Source organism: Burkholderia ubonensis subsp. mesacidophila (assembly GCF_002097715.1).
In the GTDB taxonomy this organism is placed as follows: Bacteria; Pseudomonadota; Gammaproteobacteria; order Burkholderiales; family Burkholderiaceae; genus Burkholderia; species Burkholderia mesacidophila.
Genome location: NZ_CP020738.1, coordinates 823,889 through 837,448 on the forward strand (window position 1 = coordinate 823,889; position 13,560 = coordinate 837,448).

Below are 13,560 nucleotides of genomic sequence, written 5' to 3' on the forward strand. Positions count from 1 at the left end.
GGCCGGCGCGCACGCTTGACGCGATGCGCATCGCCGCGCCAACATGGCCGGCATCCGGCGCGGCCGGGCGGGTCCGGCCGCTTTCACGCAAACGACAATCGACATGACGCATACCGCACACGAGGAGACCTGGATCGAGACGCCGCAAGGGCGTCTCTTCGCGAAACGCTGGCGCGGCGCGCCGGCGGCCGATGCGGCCGCGTGCCCGATCGTGCTGCTGCACGATTCGCTCGGCAGCGTCGGGCTGTGGCGGGACTTTCCGGAGCAGCTCGCGCAGGCGACGCGGCGCGACGTGATCGCATACGACCGGCTCGGCTTCGGGCGGTCCGATCCGCATCCGGCGCGTTTGACCGCGACGTTCGTGCGCGACGAGGCGGACCACGCATTTCGCGCGCTGCGCGAGCAGCTCGGCGTCGCGTCGTTCGTCGCGTTCGGCCACAGCGTCGGCGGCGGGATGGCGGTGGGGTGCGCGGCGGCCTATCCCGACCGATGCCGCGCGCTCGTGACCATCGCGGCGCAGGCGTTCGTCGAGGAACGCACGCTGGCGGGCATTCGAGCGTCTGAACGCCAGTTCGCCGAGCCCGGCCAGCTCGACCGCCTCGCGCGCTATCACGGCGACAAGGCCGAATGGGTGCTGCGCGCGTGGATCGATACGTGGCTGTCGGAGTCGTTCCGCGACTGGAGCCTCGACGACGTGCTGCCGCACGTGCGCTGCCCGACGCTGGCGATCCACGGTTCGCAGGACGAATACGGCTCGTCCGTGCACCCGAACCGCATCGCGTCGCGCGCGGCCGGCCCGTCGTCCGTCATGATGCTGAAGGAATGCGGACACGTGCCGCACCGCGAGCGCACGGCCGACGTGCTCGACGCGGTGAAGGATTTTCTGACGCGACATGGCGTGTGAGCAGAAAAAATACAACGACATTGCAAAGAATGAAGCACGCGAAACGATTGCTCATTGGGGCGGTTGCGATGATGGCGGCGACTGGCGCATCTGCATTCGAGTTCGAGGATGCGGTGCCGCTGACGATCGGCGCGATGCAGCGCAACGTCCGGCCATCCGATATCGATGTGTCGCTGGACAGGAAAACGGTCACCGTTTCGGCGCGCTTGCGCAATGAAACGCATGCCTGGGCGACGAGCGGCTATTACGCGTACACGCCTTTGTTTCATCGCCTCGGCGCCGGTGAGGAGCATGACGACAAGCGTTTTGCCGATCTGACGGTGGCCTTCGACGGAAAGGCGGTTCCGCTCGTCACCGAGCGGCGCGCGTTTTTTCTCGGCAAGGATATGACCGGTGATGTCAGGGCGGCGGGCCTGGATACGCTGCCGAGTGAAGCGAGCGATCCCGCGAAGCTTGCCCGCATCAAGCCGCAACTGGGCATGAAGCTGGACGATGGCCGCGATTGGGAAGGATTTGTGTCGTACTCCTGGGTCATTCCGACACCGCCCGATTCGACGGGCGCATTGACGATCCGCTATCAGGCGCTGCCGCAGTTCAGTCTGGAAGAGGTGACGAGTGCGCGCTTTGCCCGTCTGGTCGAGCAGCACTGCGGCGACGTCGCGCGCGTGACGCAACGGCTGCGCGCAATGGAGGCGGGTGCCGGCCAGATTCTGGTTCAGCGATACGTCGTACCCGTTTCCTTCATGAACCGAACGCCTGTGAAAGTGAGCCTGTCGCAGCCGAGCCCCGACTGGATGGGCGGACAACCGCTGATATCGCTGGTATGTGGCCTTACCGCGCGCGACGGTGCGGCGCTTCCCGCAACCGGCATGATCGACGATCCGGATGCGGCGTTGTCGATCCTGGTGATTTCGCGCCCGGCCCGTTAGGTCCTGCCCGTGGCCGGAGCGTTGCAGGAATGCGGGCGCGTGCCGCACCGCCAGGGCGCTTGTGCGCCCGTTCCTGCGGCGGGCAGCGGGCGATCAGAACGCGAGCTGAATCGCGAGATCGATCGCGAGCAGCGCGATCGAACAGCCGATGCCGAGGATCACGTTCGGCAGCCGATGCTCGAAATCGCGGTCCTTGCGCATCGCCGCGCCGAGCAGGTACAGCGCTTCGATGACGATCTGCAGTCCGACGAACAGCAGCATCAGCAGGTATTCGTAGCCCATCTCCTTGAAACCGGCGAAGTGCATCCCGTGATCGCGGATCCACTGGCCGACGCGCAACAGTTCGTAGACGAACAGCAGGGCGGGAAACAGGTAGCTGACGAAGTAGGTCGGCACGCTGGCGTGCCGTAGTTCGAGGTGGAAATGATGCGTGGCGGCCATCACGAATCCTCCTTGCAAACAGGTTTGCGATCGCGACGGCGGCGCGGCAACGTGCGCCTGAAGGGTGGGCCCGGTGCACTGTGCGCAGCCGTACGTCATCAGCATACTGCTGCGCGGAAAATTTGGCATGGGGTGTATCGCAACGGCTACGCTGGCTTACGGTTGCCGTACATCGGCAGTGTTGCCGCGCCGCTTACGCTTTTGCTTCCGCGCCTTCGATGAACAGCCGGGCGACCGCCTGGAACTCGCGCTTCAGCGACAGCCCCGGCACGTTCAGCCAGCGCAGCATCGCCGCGAGATACAGGTGATGGAACCACGTCGCGAGCTGATCGGCGCAGAGCGTGCCGTTCAGTTCGCCGGCCTGCTGGCCGGCGACGATCAGCTGTGTCCACACGAGCACGATGTCGCTGCCGCTTTCCGCTTCCGCTACGCCGATGCTCAGGAAGCGATGCCGCAGGTACGCGAGCAGATAGACCGGATGCTGCTCGCACCATGCCGCAGACGCATCGAGCACGCACGCGATGCGCGATGCGAAGGTCTTGCGTCGCGCGACGTCGCGTTGCAGATGCGCGAGGTCGCGTTCCAGTTCGCCTTCGAGCCAGTGCGCGAGCACCGCTTCCTTCGTCGGAAAGTGGTTGTACAGCGTGCGCTTCGCGACGTCGGCCTCCGTCGCGATCTGCTCCATCGTGACCGCTTCGTAGCCGTGCGCGTCGAACAGGCGCGCGGCGGTCGCGGCGAGATGCGCGAGCATCTGGATGCGCTTGCGCGCGCGGCGGCCCGGATCATCGGCGATGGAGGTCATGGCGAAGGTCTTTACGGAAAGTGAACGGATTGCATTAGTATACGACGTACACTTTTAAGGCGCCATTCCGGCGCGTCGCGGACAAGGGGTTCACGCATGAAGCTCGTCATCGTCACCTACGGCACCGAGGGCGATACGCGCCCGCTCGCGGCGCTCGGCCGTGCGCTGCTCGACGCCGGCCACGAGGTGCGGCTGCTCGCCGACGCCGCGACGCTCGGCTCGGCCGCTGCGCTCGGCGTGCCGTCGGCCGCGCTGTCGGGCGACATCCGCCGCGCGCTCGCGCCGGGCGAGGCGTTGTCCGATGCGGTGAACGGTCGCGGCGGCTTCAACGACACGTCGAAGGCGCTCGCGTCGATCGCGAATGCGAACACCGCCGCGTGGATGCGCGAAGTCGCCGACGCGTCGGCGGGCTGCGACGCGATCGTCGTGTCGGGGCTCGCGGCGTTCGTCGGCCTGTCGGTCGCCGAGTATCGCGGCGTTCCCGCGATCGGCGCAGGGCTCATTCCGATCACGCCCACCGCCGGCTTCCCGTCGCCGTTCCTGCCGCCGGACAAGCTGCCGCGCTGGCTCAACCGCGCGAGCCACCGGCTCGTGAATGCGCTGCTGTGGCAGGCGTTCCGGCGCGCGACCAACGCGGCGCGCGCGAGCGTCTGCGGGTTGCCGCCGCGCAAGCGCGTCTGGAGCGGGCATCCGATGCTGTACGGCGTGTCGCCGGCGCTGCTGTCCGGCCCCGCCGACTGGCCGGATAACGCGTGCGCGTGCGGGCAATGGAGCGTCGACGATCCGGCGTGGACGCCGCCGCCGTCGCTCGACGCGTTTCTCGCCGCGGGCGAGCCGCCGGTCTACGTCGGCTTCGGCAGCATGGCGGGCTTCGATCGCGCGGCGCTGACGGAGGCACTGGTGACCGCGCTCGACGGCCACCGCGCGCTGTTCTATCCGGGGTGGAGCGGGATCGACGCGTCCGCGCTGCCGAAGCACGTGTTCGTCGTCGGCGACACGCCGCATCGCTGGCTGTTTCCGCGCACGTCGATGGTGATTCATCACGGCGGATCGGGCACCACGCACTCGGCGGCGTGCGCGGGCGTGCCGTCGGTGGTGGTGCCGTTCGCGGGCGACCAGTTCTTCTGGGCGAACCGGCTTCAGCGGCTCGGCGTGGCCGGCGCGCCGGTGGCGGGCAAGCGGCTGCAGGCCGCCGAGCTTGCGCAAGGCATCGCGTTTGCGCAGCGTGACGACACGAAGGCGCGCGCCGCCGAACTGGGCCGGCGCATGGCGCAAGAGCACGGATTGCGGCAGGCAGTGGCCGGGATCGAGCGATGGGGCGCGAGCGGGCGGGCTTGGGCCCGCGTCAGAAATGCCCGGTGAAGCGATACCGGCTGCCCGGATGCCACAGATTGACCGTCGACGCGACGACGCCTTGCGACCATGTGCGCCGATGCAGCATCAGGCACGGCTCGCGCTCGTCCATCGTCAGCAGGCGGCGCGTTTCCGCATCGGGCATCGCGGCCTCGATCCGGTATTCGACGCGCTGCAGCGGCGCGACGCGCGTCAGGTACTGGTTCGGCGTGGTCGTCGTGAAGTCCTGCAGCGCGTAGTCGGGCGCGCAGGCCGGATTGACCCAGCGCTCCTCGAGCTGCACGGGCGTGTCGTTCTCGAAGTGCAGCACGCGCGAATGGAAGATCGGCTTGCCGGCGTCGAGCTGCATTTCGTCGCCGAGCTTCGCATCGGCGACCGTCGCGCCGACCAGCAGCACCTGCGCGCGATAGCCATGGCCGCGCGCGGCGACCTCGTCCGAGATGCTGCGGATCGCGACGAGCGTCGACTCGTATTTCGGCGTCGCGACGAAGGTGCCGGAGCCGCGCGTGCGCGTCAGCACCTGCTCGGCGGTCAGCTCGCGCAGCGCGCGGTTGACGGTCATCCGCGCGACGTTGAATTCGCGCGCGAGTTCGTTCTCCGACGGCACCTGGTCGCCCTCCGCCCATTCGCCGGCGTGGATCCGCGCCAGGATGAAATCCTTGATTTCCTGATAGATCGGTGTGGTCATTGCATCGCTGTTCAAGAGGCGGCGGCCGCAGGCCCCGCATGCCGGGCCGGTGCGCGAGCCCGGGCGGAGTGTACCGGGTTTGCGGCGCCGTCCGCCCGATTCACCGTGAATGATCCCCGTTAATGCGGCGCGCGTCCATGCGGGGGATCGCGCAGGCGGCGGCTGACGTGCCCCTGCCGGGATATGAAAAAACCTGATCGATTGGCGCAATACGTGGAAATTTACGTCATTCATGGCCGATGGCACCCTGCGCCGGACCCGTGAACCCGGGAACGCGCAAGCCATGATTTCGGGATCGCGTCCTATGCGCCGTCCTGACCGTCGCGATTGCCCTGCCGGCACAGCCAGCCGAACACGTCGGCCACCGTCTGCGAGCGCGGCGTCCCGGCTACCCGCGAAATCCACCACGACGCGCCGGGCAGGCGCGGATAGCCGGCCAGGACCTTCAAGGATCCCTGCTTGACGCTGTCCTCGACGAGCAGGCTCGGCAGGCACGCGATGCCGTGCCCGCGCAGCGCGGCGTCGAGCGCGAGGCGCTGGTCGTCATGGATCGTCTTCACCTCGAACGTGGCGAGCTGCTCGCGCAGGATCGCCGCCGACGCTTCGCGGACGATGTCTTCCTCGAGACAGACGAGCCCCGCATGCAGGGGATGCCGATCGAGCGGCAGCGCGTCGAGCCGCGCCGCCAGCTCGGGCGCGCACACGGTCACGCGCTCGTCCTGCAGGAACGGTATTTCGAGCAGCCCGGGCTGCATGAGCGGGCGCTGCCCGATCGTGATGTCGACGTCGATCTCGTCGACGTAGCGCGCAGTTTCGTCGGTCGACAGCAGCGGGCACAGCTCGGGAATGTCCTGCCGCATCCGCGCGAGACGCGGCTGCAGCCAGCCGTGCAGCAGCGGCGCGGGGCAGACGATCACGACGAGGCCGGGCGTCAGGTAGGTGCCGATGCGCCCGAGCCCGCTGCGCAGCGTGTCGAGCGAGCGCTGCACGGTGCGCAGCAGCACGTCGCCGCCGACCGTCAGTTCCACGCCGCGGCCGACCCGGCGAAACAGCGGTTGCCCCAACTGTTCCTCGAGCTGCTGGATCTGATGGCTGATCGCCGACTGCGACAGGTGCAGCTCGTCGGCCGCGCGCGAGAAATTGCCGAGGCGCGCGGCTGCCTCGAAACCGATCAGCAGCTTCAACGACGGGATGCGTTGCATGGAGATATGAAAGAAATAGATTGATTGATACAGGAAAGATCAATTTTCATCAGGTTTCGATGCTAGCACAATGGGGTCATCCATCCACGAGGAGACAGACCGATGAGCCGTTTCGACGCCCGTCAATCCGGTTACCGCATGCCGGCCGAATGGGAGCGCATGGACGCCACCTGGCTCGGCTGGCCCGTGCTGCGGGACCGCGAGGCGCTGTGGGGCGATTTCTACGAGCAGGTGTGCCGGGAGTTCGCGCTGGTCGCGCAGACCATCGCGCGTTATCAGCGCTGCATCGTGGCCGCGCACGCGGACCTCGCCGATGCGGCGCGCGAGCGGGTCGGCAGCAGCGTCGAGGTGTTTCCCGTCGCCGCCGAGGACAACTGGCTGCGCGATTGCGGGCCGATCTTCCTGCAAGGCGAACGCGGCCAGCTTGGGGCCGCGGTGTTCCGCTTCAACTGCTGGGGCGAGAAGTACCAGCCCTACGACGGCTGCCAGCAACTGGGCCAGGACATCGCGCGCGCGGCAGGTGCGCGGATCTTCAATTCGCACATGGTGCTGGAAGGCGGCGCGTTCTACGTGGACGGGCAGGGGACGCTCGTGACGACCGAAAGCTGCCTGCTGCACCCGAACCGCAATCCGCACCTGAGCCGCGCCGAGATCGAGGCGGAACTGCGCCGCATGCTCGGCGTGGCGAAGATCGTCTGGCTGCCGGGCAATCCCGACGAAGTGGAGACCAACGGGCACGTCGACGGCATCGCGTCGTTCATCGCGCCCGGGAAGATGCTGTGCCAGACGGCGAGCCCCGGGCAGGGCGACTACTACCGCGTGATGCGGGAAAACCGCCGCGCGCTGGAACTTGCGAGCGACGCGGCCGGACGCCGTTTCGAGCTGCTCGACCTGCCGTCGCCGATCGTGACCGACCGCTACGGCTCCGAGCGCTATTGCGATTGCTACGCGAACTACATCCTCGTCAACGGCGCGGTAATCTCGACGGCGTTCGGCGTCGAGCAGGATGCCGCCGCGCGGGCGGTGTTCGAGCAGGCGTTCCCCGGGCGGCGCGTCGAGCTGCTGCCGATCACCGCGTGGTCGATGGGCGGCGGCAGCGTTCATTGCTCGACGCAGCAGCAGCCGGCCGTCGCGCCCGCACGCGCATGAGCCACGACGCATCCCACAGGAGAACGAACCGATGACATCCCGATCGATCACCGTCGCCGCGGTGCAAATGGCGTCCGGAAGCTGGACCTTCGAAGACAACATGGCCACCGCCGAGCGGCTCATTCGCGATGCGGCGCGGCAAGGTGCGCAGGTCGTCGTGTGCCCGGAGCTTTTCATGATGCCGTATTTCTGCATCGACCAGAACGTGCGCCATCTGCGGCTCGCGGAACCGTTCGCCGGCAATGCGCGGATCGCGCATTTCGCGAAGCTGGCGGGCGAGCTCGGCGTCGTGCTGCCGATCGGCTTCTTCGAGCGTGCGGGCAACGCCGCGTACAACTCGATCGCGGTGGCCGATGCCGACGGCCGCGTGCTGGGCGTGTACCGGAAGACGCACATCCCCGACGGCCCGGGCTATACGGAGAAGTTTTACTTCACGCCGGGCGACACCGGCTTCCGGGTGTGGGACACGCGCTTCGGCAGGATCGGCATCGGCATCTGCTGGGACCAGTGGTATCCGGAAACCGCGCGCAGCCTGGCGCTGATGGGCGCGGAGCTGCTGTGCTTCCCGACCATCATCGGCTCCGAGCCGTTCAGCCGCGATTTCGATTCGGCCGGCCACTGGCAGCGCACGATGCAGGGGCATGCGGCGGCGAACCTGGTGCCGCTCGTGGCGGCCAACCGGATCGGCCGCGAAACCGGCGCAGGCAACGGCAACGACCTGCAACCGGGGCTCACCAGCGAGTTCTACGGCTCCAGCTTCATCGCCGACCCCACCGGCGCGAAAGTGGCGGAAGCGAACCGCACGGACGAAACCATCCTGCTGCACACGTTCGATCTCGACGCGATTCGCGATGAGCGGCAGTCGTGGGGATGCTTCCGCGATCGTCGCCCGGAGATGTACCGGGCCCTGCTGACGAGCGACGGCGTCGCGTCGTGCTGCCGATGAGGATAACGACATGAAGATCACGATTCGCATGCTGGCCGCGCTCGCGGCCGGCGTGTGCCTGATCGTGCAGCACGCGTCGGCGGCGGAAGAGAAGGTGCTCAACCTGTACAACTGGAGCGACTACTTCGCGCCGGACACGCTGAGCACGTTCGAGAAGGAAACGGGCATCAAGGTGCGCTACGACACCTACGACAGCGACGAGACGCTGCAGGCGAAGCTGATGACGGGCGACAGCGGGTATGACCTCGTGTGGCCGACGAACGATTTCATGGCGCGGCAGATCCAGGCCGGTGCGTATCGCGAGCTGGACAAGCGCCGGCTGCCGAACCTCGTGCATCTCGATCCCGCGGTGCTGAAGCTCGCCGCGCAGTCGGACCCCGGCAACCGCTACGGGGTGCCGTACATGTGGGGCACCGTGGGCGTCGGCTACGATCGCGCGAAGATCGTGGCGATCCTCGGCAAGGATCTGCCGAAGAACAGCCTGGATCTCGTGTTCGACCCGGCGATCGCGTCGCGCATTGCCGCGAAGTGCAGGATCGGCTTGCCGGATGCGGCGAGCATGGTGCTGCCGCTCGCGCTGCGCTACATCGGGCGCGATCCTGTGCATGCATCGGCCGCTGACTATACGGCGGCGGAGACGATGCTGATGAAGGTGCGGCCGTCGATCGGCGTGTTCTTCAATTCGTCCGATGCGCACGAACTGATCGACGGCGAGCTGTGCGTGCTGGTCGGCTATTCCGGCGCGGTGAGTCTCGCCGCGGACAAGGCGAAGGAGCTGAACGGCAAGCGCGACATCGTCTACGACATTCCGAGCATCGGCACGCTGATGTGGTTCGACAGCATGGCGATTCCGAAGTCTGCCCGGCATCCGGACAATGCGCACCGGTTCATCGACTACATTCTCCGGCCCGATGTCGTTGCGAAGATTTCCAACGCGAAACGCTATGCGAACGCGAACCGGGATGCGCTGAAGGACATGGATCCGAAGCTGGTCGCGAACCCGACGATCTATCCGGACGAGGCGACGCGCAAGACGCTGTTTACGCCGCTGGCGGAGGCGCCGGCGCTCAGCCGTCTGCAAGGGCGGCTGTGGACGCGGTTCAAGGCCGACCTGCATTGAGCGGCGCGGCGTTGTCGAAGGGCGAGGCGGGCGGCTTCCCGTCCGCCCGCCCGAACGTGGTGTAAGCCGTCAGAACCGGTGCCGCATGCCGACGGTCGCCGCGACCTGCGTGTTCGTCGACGACGCGCCCAGCCCGTTGATGCTCGCGACTCCGAGCGTCGTGCCCGATGCAACGCCGGACTGGTGCTGGTACACCGTTTCCGCGTACACGTCGGTGCGCTTGCTCAGCGCGTAGTCGGCCATCAGCGATACCTGATGCCATTTCGGGCGATGGCTGCCGGCGGCGTCGTCGAAGCGGCCGTCGGTAAACGTATAGGCGCCGGCGAACGACACTGCGGAATTCAGCGCATAACGGGCGTTGACTTCGTAGTTGTCGAAGCGCAGCGCGTTCAGCGCGCCCGGCAGCGACGAGGCGGCCGTCCGGTCGAACATCGAATGCGTCCACAGCGCGCCGACCGTCAGCCGGTCGAACGCGTAGCTGCCGCCCGCGCCCATCACGCGCTGGCGGGCCGACGGAAAGTTCGCGTTGTCGTTGGTCGACAGTGCGCCGCCCGTGGTCAGGCCGCCGCGATTGAGCTGCAGGTACGCGGCGCCGAAGTTGACCGGACCGTTCGCATACGACAGGCCGGCGCTGTACGCGCGGTTGTTCGCAAAGCCGGGCTGGTTGCTGAAGCCGTACAGGCCGGCGAACTGAAACCCGGCGATCGTCGGGCTCGTGTACTTGACCGCATTGTTGATGTAGAACGAATCGTCGACGTTGTCGTTGTCGAACGGGTGCGCGGCAAGGTTGTTGCCGTCGCCGTTGTTCGACATCGCGAGCGGGCCGAGATAGTCGACGACGGCGTCGTATTGCCGGCCGAGGGTCAGCGTGCCGTAACGGTCGTCCTGCAGGCCGACGTACGCGCGGCGGCCGAACATCGAATCCTTGTAGGACTGCGTGCCGTTGTTCAGGTTGAATCCGCTCTCGAGGCGGAAGATCGCGTGCAGGCCGCCACCGAGATCTTCCGCGCCGTTCAGGCCGAACACCGTGTTCGACAGCAGTCCGCTGCCTTGCTGCCAGACGCTCTTGCCCGACTGGTTGTTCACGTACGCGATGCCGGCATCCAGCATCCCGTAGAGGGTGACGCTGCTTTGTGCGTGTGCGGTGACGCTGAGCACGGCGACCGAGAGGGCGCCGACGACTTCTTTTTTCATTGTTGGACTTCCTGGAAAGACCCGTATCAACGGGCGTGCTACGAATGACGCGCGCGATCGGCGTCGGCGCGGTCCGGTCGAATCCGGGCCGCTCCGCATCGCGCCGATGGCGCGCGTCTGAACCGGTAAAAAAAGTGCCGCGCGTGATGCGCGGCGCGCGCGACGCCGGCGTTCCGCGCGCCGGCTAACGCCGCGACGGGCGGATCTCGCCCAGCTCGGCCTCGGGCAGCAGCCGGATGACCGACGACATGACCTGCGACACGAGCGACCTCGCAAGCTCGACCTGCAGGCACGCGCGGCCGGTCTGGCGATTGATCTCCGCCGTGTAGATGCTCAGCGCGGGGCCGAGCGCGTCGTGCAGCGTGCGGCGCGCCGCGGCCAGGTTCCCGGTCTCGACCCGGATCGACAGCAGCACCGGGTAGTCCGAGATGCGCCTGCGCGGCCGCGGCGCGATGCGCTGGCCGGATGCGGCCGGCCGCGAAGGGAGAAGGTGCGCAAGCGTGATCGAGATGGCTTCGGATCTGGGCGATTTCATGCATTCATCCCCGCGCCGCATCACAGCCCGCGTTACGGAGATCCCGTCTGGAACATGGCGCCCATTCTAGGAATGGCGATGGAGATACGGTGTATAGACTGACGGCGCGCTTGAAAAAATCACATAAAAGCGGCGCGCATCGCCCGATGTCACCCATGAAATGCACGCTTCGCGTTTTTACAGGTTTTTTACTTCACGAAAGGAAATTGAACACCGCTTTGATGCGCGGATTCCTACACTGTCGCATCCCATTCTCCCGCCGAGCATGGGGTGGCCGTCGTCCGGCCTGAAGCGCCGCCGCAGCGGTGCGGGCCGGCGACGTTGACGGTGCCGCGGGTTTTCCGCGCAAGCAAAACAAAAGGGGAAAGCGATGTTGTGGATTTCGGGGGGCATTTCGGTCGCGCTCTTCATCTATCTGTTTCATGCGTTGATCAAGCCGGAACGGTATTGATTCGAGCATTGCAACGGAAATTGGAAAAATATCGGTGAACCTTATGAGCGATCTGCTTTTCTTGCTGTTCACGCTCGTGTTCTTCGTGTTGACGGCCGGTTTCATCAACGGCCTGGACAGGATTTGAGCGAGCGTCGACATGTTCAATAACCTCATTCAATTTGTGATCGTCCTGGCGATCATGCTGGCACTGGTGCCCGTCGTCGGGAAATGGCTGACGCACGCGTTCACCAGCCCGCGCCATGCGTGGGCCGAGCGGCGCACTTACGCGCTGCTGGGCGTCGACCCGGCCGAGACGATGTCGTGGAAGCGTTACGGGATGGTGCTGCTGCTCAGCAACGCGGGCATGATGCTGCTCGGGTATCTGCTGCTGCGCGTGCAGGACCTGCTGCCGTTCGATTCGCTGCAGCGCGCGTCGCAGAGCCCCGATCTCGCGTTCAACACGGCCGCGTCGTTCATCACGAACACCAACTGGCAGGCCTATGCCGGCGAAAGCAGCCTGTCGAACTTCTCGCAGATGGCGGTCATCACGTTCCTGATGACGGTCAGCGCGGCGACCGGCGTCGCCGCCGCGGGCGGCTTCATCCGCGGCCTGAGCCGCAAGAACGCGGCGGACATCGGCAACTACTGGGTGGACTTCACGCGCGTGACCTATCGCGTGCTGCTGCCGCTGTGCTTCGTGATGGCGCTGGTGTACGTGTGGCAAGGCATGCCGCAGACGCTGGCGTCGGACGCGTGGGCGACCACGCTCGAAGGGGCGCGCCAGCAGATCGTGACGGGCCCGGTCGCGAGCCTCGAGTCGATCAAGCACATCGGCACCAACGGCGGCGGCTTCTTCAGCATGAACGCCGCGCATCCGTTCGAGAACCCGACGCCGCTCACCAACACGCTGCACATGCTGAGCATGCTGCTGATTCCGTCGGCGCTGACCTATGCGCTCGGCAGCATGATCGGCCGGCGCCGCCAGGGCTGGGTGATCCTCGGCGCGTTCGTCGTGATGTTCGTCGGCTTCCTGGCGGTGATCTACCAGGCCGAGCAGCACGGCAATCCGCTGCTCACGGGGCTGGGCGTCGATCAGGTCATGAGCGCCGACCAGCCGGGCGGCAACATGGAAGGCAAGGAGATGCGCTTCGGCATCGCGCAGACGAGCCTGTTCGCGACCGTCACGACGGCCGCGACGACGGGCTCGGTCGATGCGATGCACGACTCGCTGACGCCGCTCGGCGGCCTCGTGCCGATCGCGCAGATGATGCTGAACAACGTGTTCGGCGGCGACGGCGTCGGGCTGATCAACCTGTTCACGTTCGCGATCCTGACGGTGTTCCTCGTCGGCATGATGATCGGGCGCACGCCGGAGTTTCTCGGCAAGAAGATCGAGGCCCGCGAAATGAAGCTCGTGATGCTCGCGGTGCTCGCGCATCCGTTCAGCATCCTCGGCTTCACGGCCGTCGCCGCGATGATGCACTCGACGATGGACAGTCTCGCCAACCTCGGGCCGCACGGCTTCAGCGAGGTGCTGTACGCGTACACGTCGGGCACCGCCAACAACGGCTCCGCGTTCGCGGGCCTGAACGCGAACACGCCGTTCTTCAACACGACGATCGGCTTCGCGATGCTGATCGGCCGCTATCTGACGCTGCTGCCGATGCTGGCCGTCGCCGGCTGCCTCGCCGCGAAGAAAAGCATTCCGGAAAGCGCCGGCACGCTGTCCACGTCGACGGGCCTGTTCGCCGGCCTGCTGATCTTCGTGATCCTCGTCGTCGGCGGCCTCACGTTCCTGCCGGCGCTCGCGCTGGGCCCGATCGTCGAGCATCTGCTGATGACGAGCGGCCAACTGTTCTGAGGA

The 13,560-nt window shown here is 66.7% G+C and carries 15 protein-coding genes; 8 read left to right on the forward strand and 7 right to left on the reverse strand.

Annotated elements, in window-relative coordinates; genetic code table 11:
* Positions 1-103: 103 nt before the first annotated feature.
* On the forward strand, positions 104-904 hold the full coding sequence (locus B7P44_RS21295; RefSeq protein ID WP_084908003.1) for an alpha/beta fold hydrolase: 801 nt from the start codon (positions 104-106) through the stop codon (positions 902-904).
* A 29-nt stretch (positions 905-933) separates the two neighbouring features.
* Positions 934-1,833 carry a hypothetical protein gene (locus B7P44_RS21300; protein WP_133117869.1) on the forward strand — a complete coding sequence of 300 codons (900 nt, stop codon included), beginning with the start codon at positions 934-936 and terminating at the stop codon, positions 1,831-1,833.
* A gap of 93 nt (positions 1,834-1,926) precedes the next feature.
* Here B7P44_RS21300 and B7P44_RS21305 read toward each other — a convergent pair whose 3' ends face one another.
* Both B7P44_RS21305 and B7P44_RS21310 read right to left on the reverse strand, forming a co-directional pair.
* Complete coding sequence (locus B7P44_RS21305; RefSeq protein ID WP_084908005.1) at positions 1,927-2,274, reverse strand: hypothetical protein; 348 nt, start codon at positions 2,272-2,274, stop codon at positions 1,927-1,929.
* A 193-nt stretch (positions 2,275-2,467) separates the two neighbouring features.
* Positions 2,468-3,076: a TetR/AcrR family transcriptional regulator gene (locus tag B7P44_RS21310; protein WP_084908006.1), complete on the reverse strand. Its 609-nt coding sequence runs from the start codon at positions 3,074-3,076 to the stop codon at positions 2,468-2,470.
* Between the two features lie 96 nt (positions 3,077-3,172).
* Here B7P44_RS21310 and B7P44_RS21315 point away from each other — a divergent pair, with 96 nt between their 5' ends.
* Complete coding sequence (locus B7P44_RS21315) at positions 3,173-4,438, forward strand: glycosyltransferase (protein WP_084908007.1); 1,266 nt, start codon at positions 3,173-3,175, stop codon at positions 4,436-4,438.
* Here B7P44_RS21315 and hutC read toward each other — a convergent pair.
* Both hutC and B7P44_RS21325 read right to left on the reverse strand, forming a co-directional pair.
* Positions 4,422-5,117, reverse strand: a complete 696-nt coding sequence (gene hutC, locus B7P44_RS21320) for a histidine utilization transcriptional repressor HutC (protein WP_084908008.1) — start codon at positions 5,115-5,117, stop codon at positions 4,422-4,424. The two genes, B7P44_RS21315 and hutC, sit on opposite strands and share 17 nt — an antisense overlap.
* Before the next feature lie 302 nt (positions 5,118-5,419).
* Positions 5,420-6,319 (reverse strand): LysR family transcriptional regulator, encoded by a 900-nt coding sequence (locus B7P44_RS21325; protein ID WP_084908009.1) that lies wholly within the window; start codon positions 6,317-6,319, stop codon positions 5,420-5,422.
* 102 nt (positions 6,320-6,421) lie between these two features.
* On the opposite strand from B7P44_RS21325, the gene B7P44_RS21330 reads away from it, so the two are divergent.
* The 3 genes from B7P44_RS21330 to B7P44_RS21340 are packed head-to-tail and all read left to right on the forward strand — an operon-like array spanning position 6,422 to position 9,534.
* Positions 6,422-7,468, forward strand: coding sequence for an agmatine deiminase family protein (locus tag B7P44_RS21330; protein WP_084908010.1), 1,047 nt, complete (start codon positions 6,422-6,424; stop codon positions 7,466-7,468).
* Between the two features lie 31 nt (positions 7,469-7,499).
* Positions 7,500-8,414, forward strand: a complete 915-nt coding sequence (aguB, locus tag B7P44_RS21335) for an N-carbamoylputrescine amidase (RefSeq protein WP_084908011.1) — start codon at positions 7,500-7,502, stop codon at positions 8,412-8,414.
* Between the two features lie 28 nt (positions 8,415-8,442).
* Positions 8,443-9,534 (forward strand): extracellular solute-binding protein, encoded by a 1,092-nt coding sequence (locus B7P44_RS21340; protein ID WP_088511572.1) that lies wholly within the window; start codon positions 8,443-8,445, stop codon positions 9,532-9,534.
* A 69-nt stretch (positions 9,535-9,603) separates the two neighbouring features.
* On the opposite strand, the gene B7P44_RS21345 is transcribed toward B7P44_RS21340, so the two are convergent.
* Positions 9,604-10,728, reverse strand: a complete 1,125-nt coding sequence (locus B7P44_RS21345; RefSeq protein ID WP_084908013.1) for a porin — start codon at positions 10,726-10,728, stop codon at positions 9,604-9,606.
* A 44-nt stretch (positions 10,729-10,772) separates the two neighbouring features.
* Between B7P44_RS21345 and B7P44_RS36555 the strand changes: the two genes are divergently transcribed.
* Positions 10,773-10,916, forward strand: a complete 144-nt coding sequence (locus B7P44_RS36555; RefSeq protein WP_157721089.1) for a hypothetical protein — start codon at positions 10,773-10,775, stop codon at positions 10,914-10,916.
* Here the strand turns inward: B7P44_RS36555 and B7P44_RS21350 are convergent.
* Positions 10,913-11,263, reverse strand: coding sequence for a hypothetical protein (locus tag B7P44_RS21350; protein ID WP_231716805.1), 351 nt, complete (start codon positions 11,261-11,263; stop codon positions 10,913-10,915). The genes B7P44_RS36555 and B7P44_RS21350 overlap by 4 nt on opposite strands.
* A gap of 193 nt (positions 11,264-11,456) precedes the next feature.
* Positions 11,457-11,855, reverse strand: coding sequence for a hypothetical protein (locus tag B7P44_RS38045; protein ID WP_231716806.1), 399 nt, complete (start codon positions 11,853-11,855; stop codon positions 11,457-11,459).
* Between B7P44_RS38045 and kdpA the strand changes: the two genes are divergently transcribed.
* Complete coding sequence (gene kdpA / locus B7P44_RS21360) at positions 11,854-13,557, forward strand: potassium-transporting ATPase subunit KdpA (protein WP_084908014.1); 1,704 nt, start codon at positions 11,854-11,856, stop codon at positions 13,555-13,557. The genes B7P44_RS38045 and kdpA overlap by 2 nt on opposite strands.
* Positions 13,558-13,560: the final 3 nt, after the last annotated feature.

What these genes read in the sequence shown, in the direction of transcription:
- B7P44_RS21350 (WP_231716805.1), bottom strand. Translation starts at nt 11,263, where the DNA reads ATGAAATCGCCCAGATCCGAAGCCATCTCGATCACGCTTGCGCACCTT.
- B7P44_RS21315 (WP_084908007.1), top strand. Translation starts at nt 3,173, where the DNA reads ATGAAGCTCGTCATCGTCACCTACGGCACCGAGGGCGATACGCGCCCG.
- kdpA (WP_084908014.1), top strand. Translation starts at nt 11,854, where the DNA reads ATGTTCAATAACCTCATTCAATTTGTGATCGTCCTGGCGATCATGCTG.
- B7P44_RS21340 (WP_088511572.1), top strand. Translation starts at nt 8,443, where the DNA reads ATGCTGGCCGCGCTCGCGGCCGGCGTGTGCCTGATCGTGCAGCACGCG.
- B7P44_RS21325 (WP_084908009.1), bottom strand. Translation starts at nt 6,319, where the DNA reads ATGCAACGCATCCCGTCGTTGAAGCTGCTGATCGGTTTCGAGGCAGCC.
- B7P44_RS21345 (WP_084908013.1), bottom strand. Translation starts at nt 10,728, where the DNA reads ATGAAAAAAGAAGTCGTCGGCGCCCTCTCGGTCGCCGTGCTCAGCGTC.
- B7P44_RS21295 (WP_084908003.1), top strand. Translation starts at nt 104, where the DNA reads ATGACGCATACCGCACACGAGGAGACCTGGATCGAGACGCCGCAAGGG.
- B7P44_RS21310 (WP_084908006.1), bottom strand. Translation starts at nt 3,076, where the DNA reads ATGACCTCCATCGCCGATGATCCGGGCCGCCGCGCGCGCAAGCGCATC.
- aguB (WP_084908011.1), top strand. Translation starts at nt 7,500, where the DNA reads ATGACATCCCGATCGATCACCGTCGCCGCGGTGCAAATGGCGTCCGGA.
- B7P44_RS36555 (WP_157721089.1), top strand. Translation starts at nt 10,773, where the DNA reads ATGACGCGCGCGATCGGCGTCGGCGCGGTCCGGTCGAATCCGGGCCGC.
- B7P44_RS21305 (WP_084908005.1), bottom strand. Translation starts at nt 2,274, where the DNA reads ATGGCCGCCACGCATCATTTCCACCTCGAACTACGGCACGCCAGCGTG.
- hutC (WP_084908008.1), bottom strand. Translation starts at nt 5,117, where the DNA reads ATGACCACACCGATCTATCAGGAAATCAAGGATTTCATCCTGGCGCGG.
- B7P44_RS38045 (WP_231716806.1), bottom strand. Translation starts at nt 11,855, where the DNA reads ATGTCGACGCTCGCTCAAATCCTGTCCAGGCCGTTGATGAAACCGGCC.
- B7P44_RS21330 (WP_084908010.1), top strand. Translation starts at nt 6,422, where the DNA reads ATGAGCCGTTTCGACGCCCGTCAATCCGGTTACCGCATGCCGGCCGAA.
- B7P44_RS21300 (WP_133117869.1), top strand. Translation starts at nt 934, where the DNA reads ATGAAGCACGCGAAACGATTGCTCATTGGGGCGGTTGCGATGATGGCG.